General features: G+C 51.5%; 19 protein-coding genes. 18 read left to right on the top strand and 1 reads right to left on the bottom strand.

What is annotated here, in order from left to right:
• Nucleotides 1-100: 100 nt before the first annotated feature.
• From JWG43_RS16115 to JWG43_RS16200, 18 genes are all read left to right on the top strand, one after another.
• Nucleotides 101-346, top strand: coding sequence for a MarR family EPS-associated transcriptional regulator (locus JWG43_RS16115; protein ID WP_205243974.1), 246 nt, complete (start codon nt 101-103; stop codon nt 344-346).
• 177 nt (nt 347-523) lie between these two features.
• A complete protein-coding gene (locus JWG43_RS16120) occupies nt 524-715 on the top strand; it encodes a hypothetical protein (RefSeq protein ID WP_205243975.1) in 192 nt (63 codons plus the stop codon).
• 75 nt (nt 716-790) lie between these two features.
• Nucleotides 791-1,834 carry an Rpn family recombination-promoting nuclease/putative transposase gene (locus tag JWG43_RS16125; RefSeq protein WP_205243976.1) on the top strand — a complete coding sequence of 348 codons (1,044 nt, stop codon included), beginning with the start codon at nt 791-793 and terminating at the stop codon, nt 1,832-1,834.
• 201 nt (nt 1,835-2,035) lie between these two features.
• Nucleotides 2,036-2,362 carry a hypothetical protein gene (locus JWG43_RS16130; RefSeq protein WP_205243977.1) on the top strand — a complete coding sequence of 109 codons (327 nt, stop codon included), beginning with the start codon at nt 2,036-2,038 and terminating at the stop codon, nt 2,360-2,362.
• A 382-nt stretch (nt 2,363-2,744) separates the two neighbouring features.
• Nucleotides 2,745-3,092 (top strand): MarR family EPS-associated transcriptional regulator, encoded by a 348-nt coding sequence (locus JWG43_RS16135; protein ID WP_205243978.1) that lies wholly within the window; start codon nt 2,745-2,747, stop codon nt 3,090-3,092.
• A gap of 477 nt (nt 3,093-3,569) precedes the next feature.
• Complete coding sequence (locus JWG43_RS16140; RefSeq protein ID WP_205243979.1) at nt 3,570-4,664, top strand: Rpn family recombination-promoting nuclease/putative transposase; 1,095 nt, start codon at nt 3,570-3,572, stop codon at nt 4,662-4,664.
• Between the two features lie 11 nt (nt 4,665-4,675).
• Nucleotides 4,676-5,251: a DUF4351 domain-containing protein gene (locus JWG43_RS16145; RefSeq protein WP_205243980.1), complete on the top strand. Its 576-nt coding sequence runs from the start codon at nt 4,676-4,678 to the stop codon at nt 5,249-5,251.
• 226 nt (nt 5,252-5,477) lie between these two features.
• On the top strand, nt 5,478-5,975 hold the full coding sequence (locus JWG43_RS16150; RefSeq protein WP_205243981.1) for a hypothetical protein: 498 nt from the start codon (nt 5,478-5,480) through the stop codon (nt 5,973-5,975).
• 909 nt (nt 5,976-6,884) lie between these two features.
• Nucleotides 6,885-7,190, top strand: coding sequence for a hypothetical protein (locus JWG43_RS16155; protein ID WP_205243982.1), 306 nt, complete (start codon nt 6,885-6,887; stop codon nt 7,188-7,190).
• 74 nt (nt 7,191-7,264) lie between these two features.
• Complete coding sequence (locus JWG43_RS16160) at nt 7,265-8,551, top strand: flippase (RefSeq protein ID WP_205243983.1); 1,287 nt, start codon at nt 7,265-7,267, stop codon at nt 8,549-8,551.
• A 22-nt stretch (nt 8,552-8,573) separates the two neighbouring features.
• Nucleotides 8,574-10,040 carry an alkaline phosphatase family protein gene (locus JWG43_RS16165; protein ID WP_205243984.1) on the top strand — a complete coding sequence of 489 codons (1,467 nt, stop codon included), beginning with the start codon at nt 8,574-8,576 and terminating at the stop codon, nt 10,038-10,040.
• A gap of 32 nt (nt 10,041-10,072) precedes the next feature.
• Nucleotides 10,073-11,296 (top strand): polysaccharide pyruvyl transferase family protein, encoded by a 1,224-nt coding sequence (locus JWG43_RS16170; RefSeq protein ID WP_205243985.1) that lies wholly within the window; start codon nt 10,073-10,075, stop codon nt 11,294-11,296.
• A complete protein-coding gene (locus JWG43_RS16175; protein WP_205243986.1) occupies nt 11,289-12,116 on the top strand; it encodes a glycosyltransferase family 2 protein in 828 nt (275 codons plus the stop codon). The genes JWG43_RS16170 and JWG43_RS16175 overlap by 8 nt, the downstream gene beginning before the upstream one ends.
• A gap of 260 nt (nt 12,117-12,376) precedes the next feature.
• Complete coding sequence (locus tag JWG43_RS16180; RefSeq protein ID WP_205243987.1) at nt 12,377-13,426, top strand: EpsG family protein; 1,050 nt, start codon at nt 12,377-12,379, stop codon at nt 13,424-13,426.
• A 309-nt stretch (nt 13,427-13,735) separates the two neighbouring features.
• Entirely contained in the window at nt 13,736-14,851 is a 1,116-nt protein-coding gene (locus tag JWG43_RS16185; RefSeq protein ID WP_205243988.1) for a glycosyltransferase family 4 protein, read from the top strand.
• A 217-nt stretch (nt 14,852-15,068) separates the two neighbouring features.
• Nucleotides 15,069-15,698, top strand: coding sequence for a sugar transferase (locus JWG43_RS16190; protein ID WP_205243989.1), 630 nt, complete (start codon nt 15,069-15,071; stop codon nt 15,696-15,698).
• Nucleotides 15,695-16,363, top strand: a complete 669-nt coding sequence (locus JWG43_RS16195) for an acetyltransferase (protein WP_205243990.1) — start codon at nt 15,695-15,697, stop codon at nt 16,361-16,363. The genes JWG43_RS16190 and JWG43_RS16195 overlap by 4 nt, the downstream gene beginning before the upstream one ends.
• Nucleotides 16,357-17,532: a DegT/DnrJ/EryC1/StrS family aminotransferase gene (locus JWG43_RS16200; RefSeq protein WP_205243991.1), complete on the top strand. Its 1,176-nt coding sequence runs from the start codon at nt 16,357-16,359 to the stop codon at nt 17,530-17,532. The genes JWG43_RS16195 and JWG43_RS16200 overlap by 7 nt, the downstream gene beginning before the upstream one ends.
• 552 nt (nt 17,533-18,084) lie before the next feature.
• On the opposite strand, the gene JWG43_RS16205 is transcribed toward JWG43_RS16200, so the two are convergent.
• Nucleotides 18,085-18,942: a hypothetical protein gene (locus JWG43_RS16205; RefSeq protein WP_205243992.1), complete on the bottom strand. Its 858-nt coding sequence runs from the start codon at nt 18,940-18,942 to the stop codon at nt 18,085-18,087.
• Nucleotides 18,943-19,308: the final 366 nt, after the last annotated feature.

Raw genomic sequence — 19,308 nt, forward strand, 5'->3', positions numbered from 1 at the left:
CACCAAGGAAGTGCTCACCAGACTCGCCTTCTTCGGCATGCGGCCCTTGCGAAGGGTCGCTCAACTCAATAGGGAGGTGTGGGGGAATTAAGGTGATTTTTTGTCCGATTTATCTTGCGCCACTGCAAGTAAGGGCTGGGTCAAGGCCGGCAACTTCAGCCGCAGCAACAACAAAAAAGGCTACACTTATCTGCTCACCCCCAGCGGCATCGAGGCCAAGGCCCGGCTCACCATCGCCTTTCTCCACCGCAAGGTGGCCGAGTACGAGCAATTGCAGCAGGAAATCGAAGCCCTGCGCCAGGAAGTACATGCGCTCCAGCAAAAACCGGCAGAGGGTCGGCAATAACCGAGGGAGCCCGACACTGCGGACGGATACAGCTGCAATGGAAAAATTGACAGCGGAGCGCAAAGGGCAATGCAGGCTGGAGCTCGGCCTCTGGGCGAGACCAACACAATGGTGAAAAAGAGAGAGGATGGTCAACGAACGACTCCAAGGCTGAGTGGATGATATAGATGAAAAGTGATGTTTCAAGGATCCGCGTGGGCAAACGATACAACCGTTTGCCCACCGGCCCAATACCTTGAAATCGTTATCCGGTACGACCTGCAGATAAGCGATATTTTCCAGGAACAACTGGGCCAGATGGTCAACCAGACCATCAAACACGATGTGGAGGATGTTATCATGACCAACTATGAAAAATTGAGGTTGTAAGGGTGGGCAGGCGTCTTTTTGCCTGCCCACGCGGTAGCGGACACCCCCTGCCATAAACCACCAACAAACCATTCCATGCCACAAGACATAGCCAATCCCCACGACAAATTGATCAAGCAGATCCTCGGTGAACCGGAAAACGCCGCCAGTTTCCTCGCAGCCAACCTGCCCGCGGAACTGGTCAGCCACCTGGATTTGAAGACCCTCACCGTGGTGCAGGCATCCTTTATCGATGCGCAATTCACGCAATCCGAAGCGGATCTGCTCTTCTCGGTCACGATTGCCAATCGGCCGGGATATGTGTATCTTCTCATTGAACACCAGAGCAGCCCGGATGTGTGGATGAAGCTCCGCCTGCTCAGCTACATGGTGCGGGTGTGGAAACGCTTTCAACGGGAAAAACCCGCAAGTCAACGGTTACCGGCAATCATTCCCCTGGTGGTGTTTCATGGTGCTAAAGGCTGGCAGGGGCCGGTGACCTTTGATGCCCTGGTGGATATACCTCACCAGTGTTTTCTCCCGTACACCCCGACATTCCAATGCAAACTCTTTGACCTCTCTGCCCATGGCATGGAGGAGCTGGCCGGCAATGCCATGGTGCGGGTCATCAGCGATCTGTTCAGGGCTCAGGGGTTACCCGAAACAGAAGGACTGGAAAAATTGAGAAGCGCGTTTACAACCCTGAACGAGCTTGCGCAGGCTCCAGGATTTGCCCAATACCTTGAAATCGTTTTCCGGTATGTCCTGCAGATAAGCGATATGCCTCAAGAACAACTGGGCCAGATGGTCAACCAGACCATCAAACACGATGTGGAGGATGTTATCATGACCACCTATGAAAAATTGAGACAGGAAGGCGAGCTAATCGGTTTGCAGAAAGGCAGGATGGAAGGCAGGATGGAAGGCAGGGTGGAAGGCAGGATGGAAGGCAGGATGGAAGGCGCCGGCCGGGTGCTGCTTCGCCTGCTCGCCAAAAGATTTCCCGAGGGAACAGACCATCTCCTCCCCCTGCTCCAGGAACTTACCCCGGAACAGCAGGACGAGTTGAGCGAAAAGATTCTCGATGCAACCAGCCTTGAGGAAATTCACGCCTGGCTCAAGTCCATCCGCGGCAATTAAACACAGGGGATGTGTCGGGGCTTGTACCTCACCACCGACCAGATAAGCAGGCAATGAACTATACGTTACTCCGACTTATGGACGTAGAGGCACATTATGCGAGGGGAGGTTCAAAGCCAGTAGCAAACTCCATAAAAAGAGCCAAAGGCAGACTTGACCCCTTCGTCTTTTGGAGAATAGGATTTCATCGTCATGAGGAAAATGGACCAGAATGACTTGCAACAATGCGCCGCTTTTGGAAGTGACCTGATTGATCTGCTGGGTCAGCGAGGTTGGAACAGCATCCCCAAAAGTGAATTGACACTCTACCTGTTTCATTTTGCCCAAAAAGCAGATGTGCTTACATTGAGCGATCCGCGGATGAAACTCTCCTCACGATTGAAAGTTTCACCAGTAACGGTTGACAATCTTTTGCGGGACCGCGCTTTGGTATGCGGATCATTGACAGAAATGGATTTCCAAGAGTTTTCTGGATGGCAAAGAACAATAATCAGACAGGCCATGATGATGCCAAGCGGGGCATGCTAACTTTTTCTGTCCGCGACATGGAAGAGGCTATGAGGGTCGAAGGGTTTCTCGAGTCTTCGCTTGGAATAGTTCCGGATTATCGTAATAATAAGCGTTTGCTCGTAATTGATTTATCCAGGTTAATCTCAGCGGTCTTAACAAAAAATGAAACCTCCGCAAAAGAACTGTTCCGCCTTGTGATCGACGATAATGAACAGCGTGAGAAACTCCTGGCCCAAACCGAAGACTCCGAGAAAAGCGAGTCCCCAATTTTCCCTTGACCAACCATCCCCAATCGACTACAAAACCCGCGTGACGGTTCAGCGGATGAACAATACGCACCCGCAGGGCGGCAGCCCGCCCTGCCCTGCTTAACCTTACAGCCAGACCTTCATTGCCGACCATGACCGATGAAACCCGCTACCAGTTGCTGCGCCGCCTTGCGACCAACCCCGATACCAACCAACGGCAACTGGCCGCCGAACTGGGGATCTCGCTGGGCAAGCTCAATTACTGCCTGCAGGCCCTGATCAGCAAGGGCTGGGTCAAGGCCGGCAATTTCAGCCGCAGCAGTAACAAAAAAGGCTACGCCTATCTGCTTACTCCCAGTGGTATCGAGGCCAAGGCCCGACTCACCATCGCCTTTCTCCACCGCAAGATGGCCGAGTACGAGCAGTTGCATCAGGAGATCGAAACCCTGCGTCAAGAAGTACATGCGCTCCAGCAAAAACCGGCAGAGGGTCCGCAATAACCACGGGAATCCGACTCTGCGGACGGATGCATCCGCAATGGGAAAATAGACAGCGGAGCGTAAAGGGCAATGCAGGCAGGAGCCCGACCGCCGGGCGAGACCAACACAATGATGAAAAAGAGAGAGGATGGTCAACGAACGACTCCAAGGCTGAGTGGATGATATAGATGAAAAGTGATGTTTCAAGCATCCGCGTGGGCAAACGATACAACCGTTTGCCCACCCTACCGGCCTTCTTTTAGCGCTTCGGGCACATTTCAAAGAGCTTATTCGAGAATGGTTCTCAGTAAGAGCTCGCCTGAGTAAAAACTGTCAACCGACATCTTCCCTTCGAAGGGATTTGGCGGTTTGACTTTTTACGAGTCCATCTATCATGACCAACTATGAAAAATTGAGGTTGTAGGGTGGGCAGGCGTCTTTTTGCCTGCCCACGCGGTAGCGGACCCCCCCGGCCATAAACCACTATCAAACCATTCCATGCCACAAGATATAGCCAATCCCCACGACAAATTGATCAAGCAGATCCTCGGTGAACCGGAAAACGCCGCCAGTTTCCTCGCCGCCAACCTGCCCGCGGAACTGGTCACCCACCTGGATCTGAAGACCCTCACCGTGGTGCAGGCATCCTTTATCGATGCTCAATTCACGCAATCCGAAGCGGATCTGCTCTTCTCGGTCACGATTGCCAATCGGCCGGGATATGTGTATCTTCTCATTGAACACCAGAGCAGCCCTGATGTGTGGATGAAGCTCCGCCTGCTCAGCTACATGGTGCGGGTATGGAAACGCTTTCAACGGGAGAAACCCGCAAGTCAACGGTTACCGGCAATCATTCCCCTGGTGGTGTTTCATGGTGCTAAAGGGTGGCAGGGGCCGGTGACCTTTGATGCCCTGGTGGATATACCTCACCAGTGCTTTCTCCCGTACACTCCGACATTTCAATGTAAACTCTTTGACCTCTCTGCCCATGGCATGGAGGAGCTGGCCGGCAATGCCATGGTGCGGGTCATCAGCGATCTACTCCGCGCCCAGAGCCTTTCCCAGACGAAAGAAGGACTGGAAAAACTGAGAAGCGCGTTTACAACCCTGAACGAACTTGCGCAGGCTCCAGGATTTGCCCAATACCTTGAAATCGTTTTCCGGTATGTCCTGCAGATAAGCGATATGCCTCAAGAACAACTGGGTCAGATGGTCAGCCAGACCATCAAACACGATGTGGAGGATGTTATCATGACCACCTATGAAAAATTGAGACAGGAAGGCGAGCTAATCGGTTTGCAGAAAGGCAGGATGGAAGGCGAAAAAGTAGGCCTGCAAAAAGGCGAAATGTTAGGACTACAAAAAGGCGAAATGTTAGGGCTACAGAAAGGCGAAATGTTAGGCCTGCAGAAAGGTGCCAGCCGGGTGCTGCTCCGCCAACTCGCCAAAAGATTTCCCGAGGGAACGGATCATCTCCTCCCCCTGCTCCAGGAGCTTACCCCGGAACAGCAGGATGAGCTGAGCGAAAAGATTCTCGATGCAACCAGCCTTGAGGAAATTCACGCCTGGCTCAAATCGATCCGCGGCAATTGACCACAGGTGATATGTTGGAATTCGCTGCTCACCGCCAACCAGAGAATGAACTCTACGTTCATCGGACTTATGAACGTAGAGGCGCATTATGCGAGGGGTGGTTCAAAGCCAGCAGCAAACTTCATAAAAAAAAGCCAAAAGCAGACCTGACCCCCTTCGATGCGCAGGCTCCAGGATTTGCCCAATACCTTGAAATTGTTTTTCGGTATGTCCTGCAGATAAGCGATATGCCTCAAGAACAACTGGGTCAGATGGTCAACCAGACCATCAAACACGATGTGGAGGATGTTATCATGACCACTTATGAAAAATTGAGACAGGAAGGCGAGCTAATCGGTTTGCAGAAAGGCAGAATGGAAGGCGAAAAAGTAGGCCTGCAAAAAGGCGAGATATTAGGCCTACAGAAAGGTGCCAGCCGGGTGCTGCTCCGCCTGCTCGCCAAAAGATTTCCCGAGGGAACGGACCATCTCCTCCCCCTGCTCCAGGAACTCACCCCGGAACAGCAGGACGAGTTGAGCGAAAAGATTCTCGATGCTACCAGCCTTGAGGAAATTCACGCCTGGCTCAAATCGATCCGCGGCAATTAAACACAGGGGATGTGTTGGGGTTCGTTGCTCACCGCCAACCAGATAAGCATACAATGAACTGTACGTTAATCGGACTTATGGACGTAGAGGCACATTATGCGAGGGGAGGTTCAAAGCCAGAAGCAAACTCCATAAAAAGAGCCAAAGGCAGACTTGACCCCTTTCTACGAAGGAGCGGTCAACCACCTCGGTCAAGAAAACCTGAACCGACGAACGGAGGACGCACATGACCAATCTCATCCTTGACGCCATCAAATTTTTGTATCAAGGCTACAGCGAGAAGCAACGAAAAGACGCAACGGCAACCCACCTCCGCCAAGCCGTGCTCCGCGAGATTTCCCTGAACCTGGAGATCATTAAAGAGGCCAACAATCTCCAGAGTACGGAACCCGACAAGAGCAAGAAACTGGTTGAAAACACCGAACTCGATGCATTCAAGGCAGTAGAAGCCTTGGGGATCCCCATCGAAATCATTTTCGGCGGCAAAACATGGTCCAATGACAGTGCGCATGCAAAACAGTTTCAGAAAGGGAAATTCAAGCAATATACCGAAAACATCAAAATGATCTCCGATCTTATTGAGCGGACGTACCACCGCTTGCGTATCCACCAACTGAGAGTGAAGCTCGGCATTGAAAAGCGCCAACCGTCCACTGAATACCTCGAAGCACTCCTCCTGGAAAGCAAAGAAGCGATCAGGAGCATGACGCCAGCAAACAAATAGTTCATCGATGTATTGCATGTCATGACGACGTTCAACGCGCTCAAGAACCAGGTCTGCAACCTCGTTGACAACTACGACTTGAGGGGAAAATACCAAATGTTTCAGGTCATCAGGTTGAAAGAGTGCAGAAAAGCGCATCGTGGGAACAAACAGGCCGTTGTTTCGACATGCTCATCGCCCCTCATCCATGGAGACGATTTTACCGATGAACGGCCTTGGATGTGAGGGGCAACACTATTTACCTGTAAGTGTCCATTGACGGGTATCAGGCCCTTTGGCAAAGATCAGGCACCTGTCGAAAAATACTCTCGGATTTCATCACTTGCTGCTGCGGAAAAAGAAGATCAAAGATCAATTATTGGGCTGTTAGGACGATAAAGATGAGAAATGATGTTTCAAGACTTGATCCACAGGTCGGCTTATGCAACACCCTTCACAGAAAGAGCCAAAGGCAGACTTGACCCCTTCACCCTCAGTTGTTTCGACATGCTCATCGCCCCTCATCCATGGAGACGATTTTACCGATGAACGGCCTTGGATGTGAGGGGCAACACTATTTACCTGTAAGTGTCCATTGACGGGTATCAGGCCCTTTGGCAAAGATCAGGCACCTGTCGAAAAATACTCTCGGATTTCATCACTTGCTGCTGCGGAAAAAGAAGATCAAAGATCAATTATTGGGCTGTTAGGACGATAAAGATGAGAAATGATGTTTCAAGACTTGATCCACAGGTCGGCTTATGCAACACCCTTCACAGAAAGAGCCAAAGGCAGACTTGACCCCTTCACCCTCAGAATGCGGTGAGATCCCGAACTTCATGTTTACCTACCGGAAAAGCATAATCCTGGCTGGAAACCTACCTGCGGCAGTCCTACGAATTTTTTATCAAATGCCACAGCTGTGATATTATGTCTAAGATCAAGAGGTTCCTCTCCAAAGTTGACCAGTTGTTGCAGAATTATCACCAGCTCAGCATGGAGAAACTCACCTTTAGAAAGGTGCTCATCGTTGCCACATTCATCATCCTGGATGCAGTTGCCATCCTTTTGATCGTATTCCTCACCTTCACTGTTATCAGGGAAAAAATCAAAGTTACCAACAAAAAACGTTTCGACAGCGGCGACAAGACATTGGGCTCAGCTACCAGTAATGATTCAGCTAAGCAAAAGGTAAGGTCCAAATTTCAACACCCTTTTAGGGTCTGCTCCCAATGACTACCAGCGGTTCGATAGGGGCTGTCAGAAGCTTGCTGAATGGCGGGCATGGTAGAGGTCTAAAAGGGGTACTTTTGCGCGCCAGCATAGGCAGTATAGGAGTCAAGGTAGCTAATACCCTTCTGGCATTTTGCTTGGCAGTGTTGCTAGCACGAGTGTTAGGCCCGGAGGGCTACGGCGTTTATGCCTTTGCGTTTGCACTGCTAACGCTGTTGGCAATCCCTGCGCAGGCCGGGCTTCCACAGCTTGTGGTGCGCGAGACTGCAAAGGCGCGGTCGCTTCAGGACTGGGCCTTGATGCGGGGCCTTTGGCGCTGGACTAACCTTTTCATTGTTGCCTTTTCGTTAGCCATGGTCGCCTTAGTTGGCTTTGCCTTGTGGTTTGGCGATAACTGGTCCAGTGCAGAGCGCCACTGGACGCTGCTTACTGGTTTGTTGCTTGTTCCTCTGATTGCACTAGGTTCTACACGGGGCTCTGCACTTCGTGGTCTGGGTAGGGTTGTCCTCGGTCAACTGCCCGATAACATTGTACGCCCCACGTCGCTCATTATCCTCGCGGTGGCAGCAATGTGGTTGTTGCCAAACCAAGCAACAACTCCTCAAGGTGTAATGCTTCTTCATGTGATGGCAGGGTTTCTAGCCTTTGTCCTGGCCACCATCCTGCTGCGGCGAGCTCGTCCTACCGAAATGAATGAGGTGCTGGAATCAAGGCAGGAACCCGTTTATTGGCGTCGCGCCGCTTTGCCCCTTGCCTTGGTGGCGGGTCTGCAGCTCATCAACACCCAGGCCGATCTTGTTATCCTCGGTTTGTTACGGGAAGATGCAGAGGTCGGAGTCTATCGCGTCGTCGTGCAGATGGGGAATCTCGTGATCTTCGGGCTCGTTGCGATCAATCAGGTCTTGCACCCACATTTTGCTGCCCTTCACGCCTCCGGCGATCTGGCCAGGCTCCAGCGTCTGGTCACCATCAGTGCCCGGGCCATCCTGGCGTTGGCACTGGTGCCGGTGCTCATTTTCTTACTCATGGGGGAGTCGATTCTGGGTTGGATTTTTGGCGCTGGATATATGATTGGCGCTGTACCCCTAGCGATTCTTGCCCTTGGACAACTGGCTAACGCGGGCTTTGGGTCTGTGGGCGCACTCCTGAACATGACAGGACACGAGCGCGACACGCTGCGGGGGATGATCGCGGCAATCGTTGTGAATCTCGTGCTCAACCTGACGCTCATTTCGCCCTTCGGCATGGTGGGTGCGGCAACCGCGACTACCGTTTCGTTCGTCATTTGGAACGCCATACTCTGGCTCTACGTGCGACGTCGGTTAGGTATTGAGAGTTCTGCTCTTTCCTGGAAGTCTTCATGACAACCATCAAGAGGATCTATCTATGAAAACACTCGTCATTGGCATGGATGGTGCTCAACTCGGCACCTTCCAACGCGGCTGGACGCCTTTTATACAGTCGCTTATAGAAGAACGTGGGACTCCGTTGGATTTAAAGGAAGATCTGATCAGCCGTGGCTGGGCTGAGATCATTACAGGAGAACATGCTCTCACGACCGGCGCAATGTATGAGCGCCCTCTGATGGGTGGCACGCACCGTTGGACAGATAAGCTGTGCCTGGCCGATATTGAGGTAATGAACCTGAATGTTAAACCGATATGGAAGGCCTTGAACGAAAAAGGATACCGCGTCGGCATCATGAATGTACCCACAACCTTTCCCGCACCGCAAGTGGACGGCTTTTTCGTTTCTGGGGGGGGAGGCGGAGGTGGGCTCAGCCAGCGGGTAACCCCCGAGCAGTGTCATCCCAAGAGGCTTTCAGCCATGCTAAACGACCAAAATTACATCCTGGATGAGCGACTGCCCAGCTTACTGGGAGAGAAACAGCTCTTTGAGCCGAAGGAATTCTTCGACCGCTTGGACGAGGTGAATACGCGGCGGACGGCATCCTTTATTAATCTGGTGCAAAAGGAAGCCGTCGATTTCGGTTTTGTTGTTTACAGATCATCGATTGTTACAACAGAGACACTCCTGCTACCAGAATTGCAACGACAGGCAGAGGGACATGAGGCAAATCAAAAGTTTATCGAGCAGGCACACCGGTTATATACGCGGTTTGATAATCATATCCGGCAACTGGTCGAAACGTTCCCGGCCGCTCAAGTTGTCCTGGTATCCGATCATGCCATGGCACCGCGCAAGTGGTCGGTCAATTTTAATGCTTTTCTGGTGGAGCAGGGTTTCCAGCAGGCATCCAGCTCGCGGCGGGGTTTGTTCGATGCCGTGAAATCCGTTCGTCATCTGATACCGAGGGCAATTCGACAACGACTGAAATCGAGTGCCGCCATTAAATCGGCCTATCAATCGTTGATTACTTTCGATCCAAAACACTCCCAGGCATTCAACATTACGTTCACCAACGCGACTCACGGGTTTTACGTGAACGACCATGAGCGATTCGGAGGTCCGGTCCCATCACATCAAGTGACCAGTATTCAGAATCAACTTGTCGAAACGCTTAATCGCCATCCCGTTGCCCGTGAACATGGTTTCAAGGCCACTGCCAAAACGGCGAAGGGAACTGTCCCCGCCGATCAGTTTCCGGATGTGGTGGTTGAAATGCCGGATGGCTACGCCCCCTCTAACGGCTCGCCCGGATTCGTCACCGAATACACAGTCGGACGAGAGCCTATCGATCTCAGAGTGATGGGCAAGGACAGAAGGGTGAGTGCGAAAGCTCATCATCCATTAGCCGTTGTGGTCAATGCCTCCTGGCAGATAGCACCGAACCCGGATAAGGCAGATCTTAGGCTGGTCTATGACCAGATCATGGCCAGTTTCGAAGACTGAGGTTCATTTTTTAAAAGCATGTCAGGAGCTTAATGAAAACAATTTATCTAACAGGGCAGCGCACCTTCAGCAACCGGGGTTGTGAGGCGATTGTCCGAAGTACGGTTCATGCGATCCGGCGTATCGCGCCGGAAACTCGCTTCCTTGTCCCCTCGGATGATATTCTCCGTGACTCAGCCCAGTGGCCCGATGCGGCCAACCACGGGGTTGTACTCGTCCAGGCATACAAAGCTCCTTACACCCGTCCTTGGGTTCATGCCCAGCGCCTGCCATTACCGTGGCTGAAACGACTTGGTTGGCCATTCCCATTCCCACGCTGGTTACGGGAGCAAATGGCATCTGTGGACGGAGTTCTGTCGGTCGGCGGTGATAATTATTCGCTGGATTATCGGTTGCCCTCCCCTTTAATGGGGCTCGATGGACTGGCACTGAGGCTTGGCAAGCCAACCGTCTTGTGGGGTGCCTCGGTAGGACCCTTTGAGAAAGAACAGATGTTCATACCCGCAATTTGCAAGCATTTAGCGCGGTTTGATCTCGTGGGTGTGCGCGAATCGGTATCTTATGATTATCTTACCAGCGAACTGCAACTGGACAACGTGATGCAGATGGTCGATTCGGCCTTTATCCTTGAGAAGGTGCCGGTTACCACGGAGGCCTTCTGGCCAACTGGCGCACCAAATGGCGTTCTGGGGCTGAACGTCAGTCCGTTGGTCGAGCGGTACAAGCAGGTAGGCCAGGAACTTAGGTCGGAAGTGATTGGATTTATCCGCACGGCGATCGAAGAATACGGCTTCAATGTGCTTCTGGTTCCGCATGTGATACCGCTTGACGGAGCAGAAAAAAACAACGATGCCCGATATATGACCCCTATACTGGAGGCGACAGCCGATCTCGGTAGGTCGGTATCAATGACACCTGTGGACCTGAACGCCGCACAGATCAAGGACGTGATTGCCAAATTACGATTCTTCATCGGGGCCCGTACGCACGCCACAATTGCAGCGCTCTCTACCGGGGTGCCGACGATCTCAATCGCCTACAGCGTCAAGGCACGAGGGATCAACCGGGATTTGTTCGGACATGAGGAAGTCGTGCTTCCGACACCCTTGGTCAGCACCACGACCCTGGAGGAGCGTTTGCAGTATCTGATCGACAACGAAAGCACCTTGAAAATTGCGCTCGCCAAGCGTAAGTCCGAATACAAACAGAATATCGATTCTGCTGCCACGAGAGTCGTGGAGTTTATTCATGGTTGATCAGAGTCTCGCCCCGGTCAGTGTGGTAATCCCCTGCTATCGTTGCGCGGACACTATTTATCGGGCTGTGACGTCCGTGTATTCCCAGACGTGGCGGCCCGCCGAGGTCATCCTTGTAGAGGACTGCAGCGGCGATTCGACGCTTGATCAACTCCACTTGCTGGCTAACAAATATCCAGATAACTGGGTTCGGGTCATCAATCTACAAAAAAACAGCGGTCCGGGAACGGCAAGGAACATTGGCTGGGATCGCGCCAGACAGCCGTATATAGCGTTTCTTGATGCCGACGACGCCTGGCACCCACAGAAAATTGAAATACAGGCTCGCTGGATGCTGGAAAATCCCGAGGTCACATTAACAGGCCATGGCTGTGTCATTGCCCCGGCTAATGGGGGCCCCCCACCTCCCATGTACAGCTACGAAGAGGTACAATTCAAGCCGGTTAGTCCCCGTCGCCTGCTAGTTTCCAACTGTTTCTCGACCCCAAGCGTGATGTTGAAATATGACTTGCCGCAACGTTTTGCAGACGGTAAGTACCACAGCGAAGATTTCCTGCTTTGGTGTGAGATTTGTATAAATAGCTATCCTTGCTACAGGAGTTCTTGGCCACTAGCTTATTTGTATAAGGCAGCGTATGGTGAGGGAGGTTTGAGTAGCAATTTGTGGGCTATGGAAAAGGGCCAGCTAGATACCTATCTCCGTCTGTACAAGATGTACAAAATAAGCGCTTTAAAGCTTTACCCTTTGTTGCTGTGGTCTATCCTCAGGTTCACAAGGAGATTGTTACTCAGTTGGTGGCATATAAAAATGAAAAAATAAGCACTGTTTTTCGTGCACAAATTCAACTTGCACCTCGTAACTAACACGTAAAAATTTCAATTTCGGTAAAAGACATTTCAACTTTATGCGCGCATCATCTGTCGTGAACTGCCAATCAATCTTTCTCTTCATATTGTTTTGAGCGTGCCGCCACTGAGCAATGTGCCAACGGGTTGACTTGGCCCAGTTTACAAATGTGGTCAATAGCAAAAGTATGTAATGCGAGAATTACTGGTTATGCATCGATCAGGTCGAATACAGTGATATATCTATTAGGGTGGGCAACGATTTACCTAACCATAGCGATCCAGGCGATTACAAAGTATCGCGGCCGTTTTTTTATTTTTTGCATCTTACCTTTATTGGCTGCAATTGCCTTTTTTCGTGCGAATGTGGGCACAGACACCTTAAATTACGAAAGGATGTTTTTTAATTTTGTTAACTCTTATTCATGGGACGGTAGGGAACCAGGTTTTGTGGCAGTGGGTTGGTTTTTTTCGCAGTTAAGCCCATCAATCGAAATCGCTGTACGTTTGTTATCGCTTGTATTTTTTTCCTTAATTGCCTGGTTTACCTTGCGGTCGGATTATAACGAACGTTACCTGTTGCTTGCCTATATTCTTCCGGTACTTTCTTATAACTACAGTATGAATGCTTTACGGATATCTCTCGCATTCAACGTAATTCTATTGGCAGTGCAGGCTCTGAGAAGGTACGGTGACAAACAGGCTTTAAGTATTGGGTTAGCAAGTCTCCTGTTTCATTATTCGTCTCTAGTTTCTTTGGTGTACATAGGGATCTCACAGCGAAAATTGTCCAGGAAATCAAGCTTGATTTATATGATCCTAGTGTTGTCGATTGCATTAGTGTTTTTCTTTACAAGTGATGTATATTTTATCAATAAATTTGATACATATCTTGACAAAACGTCTCCGAGTGTTTTTTCTGGTTTATCTATTATTTTGCCACTCCTTCTCGTGGTTGGGGGAATGATGAAGGGTTGTTTACCCCGAAGCGAGAAAATGAAATTATCTGTATTGGCACTGGTGTCAATATCCTTAGCTTGGGCCTTGAGCCAATACAGCTATTCAGGTCTAAGGGTTCTTGATATTTTATCCTTCACAATTCCATTATCGATCATGGCAAGCTATTCGCGCCTAAAATTAGAGTTCGATAGGGTTTTGAAGATTTGTGTACTCTGTGGCGGAATTGTGTCGGCCATCGCAACTTATCACCGATTTCTTGCAGGCTATGAACAAGGCCAAACGCCTTGGTTACCCTATGAGACCTGGCTCAAATTATTGGTTTGATGTGGGTTCCACAAACCGGGGCCGGATCAAGACAACTTACTGTATTGTAACAATAAACACACCAATAATGCAGGTTTCCAGCACTTAGGCGGGTCATTTCAGGTACAAAATGGCTTCGCTTTGATCAGCCAATGCCACCTTTGCCGGTCGCGGCAAAACCTGAACAAAAATTCCTCCTGGTTCCGTGTACGTTCGTGCGTGCTAACTTTATTGTTCGTGACCTTTCGAACAAAGAACACATTATCCGACGATCACGGGCGATGAAGATGGCGTGAGGATGGACACCTTCATGAAAAATAATATCCACACATGAAAATTCTCGTCATCGGCGGTATTTCCCGCTCATTGATCAACTTCCGCGGCCCTCTCCTGCAAACCATGCTGGCAAAAGGCCATGAAGTCATTGCTTGCGCCGGAGAACCCCGGGAAGATGTGACGGCAGAATTACGTGAATGGGGCGTGGGCTTTGTTCCTGTGGCTCTATATCGTTCTGGAATGCGACCCTGGCAGGATGTACGTACCTGCTGGGAGTTGTGGCGATTATTCAAAAAAATTCAGCCGGATGTGGTGCTGGCATACACCATCAAACCGGTTATCTGGGGTGGTCTAGCTGCCAGGTTTGCAGGAACTTTGGGGATATATTCAATGATTGAAGGCTTAGGCTATGCATTTACTCCAGGAAACGGACTGCATGGCAGGGTAGCTGGTTTTTTTGCTACATGTTTATATCGTCTGAGTCTCAAATACAGCCGAAAGGTCTTTTTTCTAAACCCGGATGACGTTCATGATTTTACGACACGCCGTTTGGTGCAACAAGAGCAATGTGTCCTTGTCAATGGGACAGGTATTGACCTGGAGCATTATGGGGTAACGCCCCTGCCCGCTTCCCCCCGGTTTTTGATGATCTGCCGCCTTCTTCGCGACAAAGGAGTGCGGGAATATGTGCAGGCCGCCAGGTCCATCAAGAAGCACTATCCAGAAACTTTATTCAGACTGGCAGGTGCGCTGGACGCCAACCCCTCTTCGGTGTCCGCAGCGGAGTTGGAAGATTGGCACAACGAAGGCGTCATAGAGTATCTGGGGCAATTGGAGGATGTGCGACCGGCCTTTGCCGATTGCAGCATATATGTGCTGCCGTCCTATTATCGTGAAGGCACTCCCCGTACCGTACTGGAAGCTATGTCCATGGGCCGGGCCATCATTACCACCGATGCACCCGGTTGCCGCGAGACCGTGGTTAACGGCGACAATGGATTTCTGGTGCCGGTTCGATCTATTGAAGCCCTGGAGACAGCAATGCTTCAATTCATAGTAGACCCGGATCTGGCCCCCCGCATGGGGCTGCGCTCACGTCAGATTGCTGAGGAAAAATACGATGTGCATAAAGTGAATGCCGTCATGTTGCAGGAAATGGGCATTGTATAACCGCCAAGGTGCGAAGGATGCCCCCATCTGTGCCAGTGTGGCTTTCGGGAAAAACCGGGGCTAATGGCATGTGCGCAACTGAACGAGTGCAACGATGCTTCTTGAGATTTCTTCCTACCCCCTGTGTCAGGATAGATGTCGCCCATCGGGACTACTCCATTTACGGCTCCAAGTTGAACAAACTCGCCAACAACTCCAATAATCGGTATCGATCGCTGTGAAATCTGACTGGTACAAACGCTTCGGCAAACGGTTGGTCGACCTGGGATTGGCTCTGGCGGCGCTGACCCTGTTGTGGCCGTTGTTGCTCTCTTTGGCCGTACTGGTGCGGTTGAAACTGGGGGCACCGGTGCTTTTCAGGCAGACCCGCCCCGGTCTGCACGGCAAGCCCTTCAGCATCCTCAAGTTCCGCACCATGTCCGACGCCCGCGACGTCCGGGGCAATCTGCTGCCCGATGGTGAGCGGTTGACCCGGTTCGGCCGCTTCCTGCGCAGCACCAGCCTGGACGAGTTGCCGGAACTGTTCAATGTGCTGCGGGGCGACATGAGCATGGTCGGCCCGCGACCGTTGCTAATGGCATACCTGCCGCTCTATACCCCCGAACAGGCCCGCCGCCACGAGGTGCGGCCGGGCATCACCGGCTGGGCCCAGGTGAACGGTCGCAATGCGCTCAGTTGGGAGGAAAAATTCGCCATGGATGTCTGGTACGTGGACCATCGTTCGTGGTGGCTGGATGTGAAAATTCTTTTGCTGACGGTCCGCAGGGTGCTGACCCGCGACGGTATCAGCGCCGCCGGCGAGGCGACCATGCCGCGTTTCATCGGCTCGGCCGGGCGTGAATCATGAAAGCACCGCTTTTTGCCGTGTACGGGGCCAACGGGTTCGGTCGGGAGGTCATGCCTCTGGCCAAGGGGCAGTTGCAGCGCCAGGGTATTGGGGCGGATCGCCTTGTTTTTGTGGATGACAACCCGCCGGCCGAAGTGGTCAACGGCCAACAGGTGCTTTCCTATGGGGCTTTTCTCGATATCGCCGCTGATGAGCGGCATGCGGTGCTGGCCATTGCCAACAGCACGGTGCGCGAGCGGATTGCGGCTCGCTGTCAGGCGGACGGCGTGCGACCCTGGACGGTGCGCGCCGCCAACACGGTGGTTCTGGATGGGGTGGCGCTGGGCGAGGGGGCTATCCTCTGTCCGTTCGTCACGCTCACCGCCAACATCCGTATCGGCCGCCAGTTTCATGCGAATCTCTACAGCTACGTTGCTCACGATTGCCACATCGGTGACTTTGTCACCTTTGCCCCCAGGGTCTGCTGCAACGGCAACGTCACCATCGAGGACCATGTCTACATCGGCACCGGCGCGGTGATCAAACAGGGACAGCCCGGCCGGCCGCTGGTGATCGGTCGCGGTGCGGTGGTCGGCATGGGCGCCGTGGTCACCAGAGACGTGCCGCCCTGTGTCACCGTGGTCGGCAACCCGGCACGACCGCTGGTCAAGAGCAAACAATGTTAAACACCCCCTTTCCCCCCTGGCCGAATTTTTCTGCTGAAGAAGCTGACGCTGTCCGCACTGTGCTGCTCTCCAACCGGGTCAACTACTGGACCGGCGAGGAGGGTCGCCAGTTCGAGCGGGAATTTGCCGCCTGGGCCGGGGCGGAACACGCCATCGCCCTGGCCAACGGCACCGTGGCTTTGGATGCGGCGCTCAAGTCGCTGGGTATTGGCCAGGGCGATGAGGTGATCGTCACGCCACGCACTTTTCTCGCTTCCGTATCGTGTATCGTTAATGCTGGAGCGATACCGGTCTTTGCCGATGTCGATCGCGATTCACAGAACATCACCGCCGAAACTATCGAGGCAGTGCTTACGCAACGTAGCCGGGCCGTAATCTGCGTACATCTGGCTGGCTGGCCTTGCGACATGGATGCTATCATGACCCTCGCGGATCAGCACAACCTTTTGGTGATTGAAGACTGCGCCCAGGCGCATGGCGCACACTGGCGGGGACAATCGGTCGGGTCCTTTGGCCATATCGGCGCCTGGTCGTTCTGCCAGGACAAGATCATATCCACCGGTGGTGAAGGTGGTATGGTCACCACCAAGGACCGAGACCTGTGGTCGCAGATGTGGTCAATGAAGGACCATGGCAAGAGTTGGGAGGCAGTGTATGCAAAGGAACATCCGCCTGGTTTCCGCTGGCTCCATGATTCATTTGGCACCAACTGGCGGATGACGGAAATGCAGGCAGCTATCGGAAGGATTCAGTTGCAGCGAATGGCGGACTGGCATGCGCAGCGCGTCAAGAATGCCGAAGCGATCTGGGAATCCTGCCGGAAGATTGTTGGTTTGCGCATCCCTGTTATCCCGCCGGAAGTGGAACATGCCGCCTACAAGTGCTATGTCTTTGTTGAATCCTTGGCGCTCAAATCCGCCTTGAATCGTGACCGGATCATGCACGAGATTGTTGCCCGTGGTGTCCCCTGTTTTAGCGGTTCCTGCGCGGAAGTCTATCTGGAAAAGGCTTTCGACAATACAGGATGGCGACCCGAAGAGCGGCTCTCAACGGCCAGGGAACTCGGAGAGACAAGCCTGATGTTATTAGTACATCCTGGCTTGACTGAAGCGGAGATAGACAAAACGATTGAGATAGTTACCGAAGTTATGTCTGTGGCTGTTCGGTAAATTTCTCGTCAGTATCTATGGCACATTGCCCCAAGTGACCCCCAGATTCCGGGGATGTCTTTCTGCCATTTCTGCAATTTTGCCAGCTGAAGGGTTTTATCGGTCACTTTAATTTGAAGGCTGGTTGTATAAGTAAAGAGTAACCAATGAGCTCCAGTTTGAATACGTGTTTCGAACTTTTGATGCTACCAAAACCCTCTTTCCGGTCGCTATTGCCGTCAGAGCTGTTGCCAGCATTGCATCGTGACTTCCGTTTGTATCATCCAGGAAAAACCACCTTTCCGCATTCTGTGGCCAATCACCACAATCTGCCCTGTGATTTTTAATACGAACAACGTGTTGGGAGACGTTTGAAGCACTCCCGGCATAAATAACTTCAGCATTGGAGCAAAAGCCATTTTCAGCAACAGCAACCCCTAGGTTCGAAATAAAAAGGAAAGAACAAATAAAAAGTATACTAAAAACTCTCTTCAAAGACATAAGGCACCTCTCAGATAATGTGACCATAGCTATATTATTATCACAACTATAAAATTTCATCCCAGTAGAAATCTATTGCAAAGAATCAAAATACATCTCTTCATTTTGTTGCGCAGATAATTGCTCCTCTCTTTTCTGCACTTGCTCTATCTCCATAAACGTCATCCCGGTCAGAGGTTCTACTGAGGATGGGTTGTTGATGTATTGCTCAAAAGCTACCTTTTCCTTTGCCTGGATACTTTCAATTTCCGAAAAAGGCATGCCTGTCAAAGGCTCTATGGCATTCGGGTTGTTCAGGTTCGCGTCATACATCCTTTGCTCTTCAGCTTGAATTGCGGCTATCTCCCCCAACGTCATCCCGGTTAACGGTTCGATGGAATCCGGATTGTTCAGGTACTCCTCGTATACCCTTTGCTCTTCAGCCTGGATTGCGGCTATCTCCCCCAGCGTCATCCCGGTTAACGGTTCGATGGAGTCCGGGTTGTTTATATAGGCTTCAAAAATTCGCTGCTCTTCCGCATGAAGGGCCGCTATATCGATTTGTGGTTGCTCTTCGGCCAGGAGAGAAGATCCTTGTTCCGTGACCTGTACCGAAAAGGGCATCTTGCTTCCGAAGGCCCGGATATTGTAGGTTCTGGTTGCAACGTCGACCTCGACAAGATGATTTTCCTTGTGCAATAACGCCTTGATGACATGGTCAATATGCTGCTGGTTGAATGTACCTGAAACAGGTTGCTGGGCTAAATCGGGATCAAGGTTAAAATTCCATTTGGTCTGCTTGGCTACTTCTTGAAGCACCTTTTCCAAGGGTGCGTTGTGTGCCTCTATGGTGACGTTGGGGGTATCGCCAGCAGCGTCGGCAGCAGACAGCGACCTGTCAAAGCAAAGCACAACAGACAGGCACAGGTACATCATAAATATATACTTCATAAATGCTCCTGGGACGCTATGAGCAAAAGTTGGTGGTTTACCGATTTGGTCATGGTTTATTCAGCAAAGGATTATTATTTATTCAACAATAATAAGTAGATTGCAGGAAGAGCCGAAACCCCCGATGTACCGGGCTGTGCAGACCAGTTCAAAACCACAGCACCATCAATTCCTCCGCTGAACGGGTCGCTAATGGCAATATGATAAACAGTACCGGATGATGCGATAAAAGTTACTTTAGGAGTCTAGCAATAATAACCTGTACACTTTTTGTTTTGCATTGACGATTTTTTGACTGTATAGTCGCAGCATGGACAACCTTGCCATGCTCCAGCAAAAATATGAGCTTTTGCGGCCCCATCTTGA

The organism is Desulfobulbus alkaliphilus (genome assembly GCF_016918545.1).
GTDB classification, from domain to species: domain Bacteria; phylum Desulfobacterota; class Desulfobulbia; order Desulfobulbales; family Desulfobulbaceae; genus Desulfobulbus; species Desulfobulbus alkaliphilus.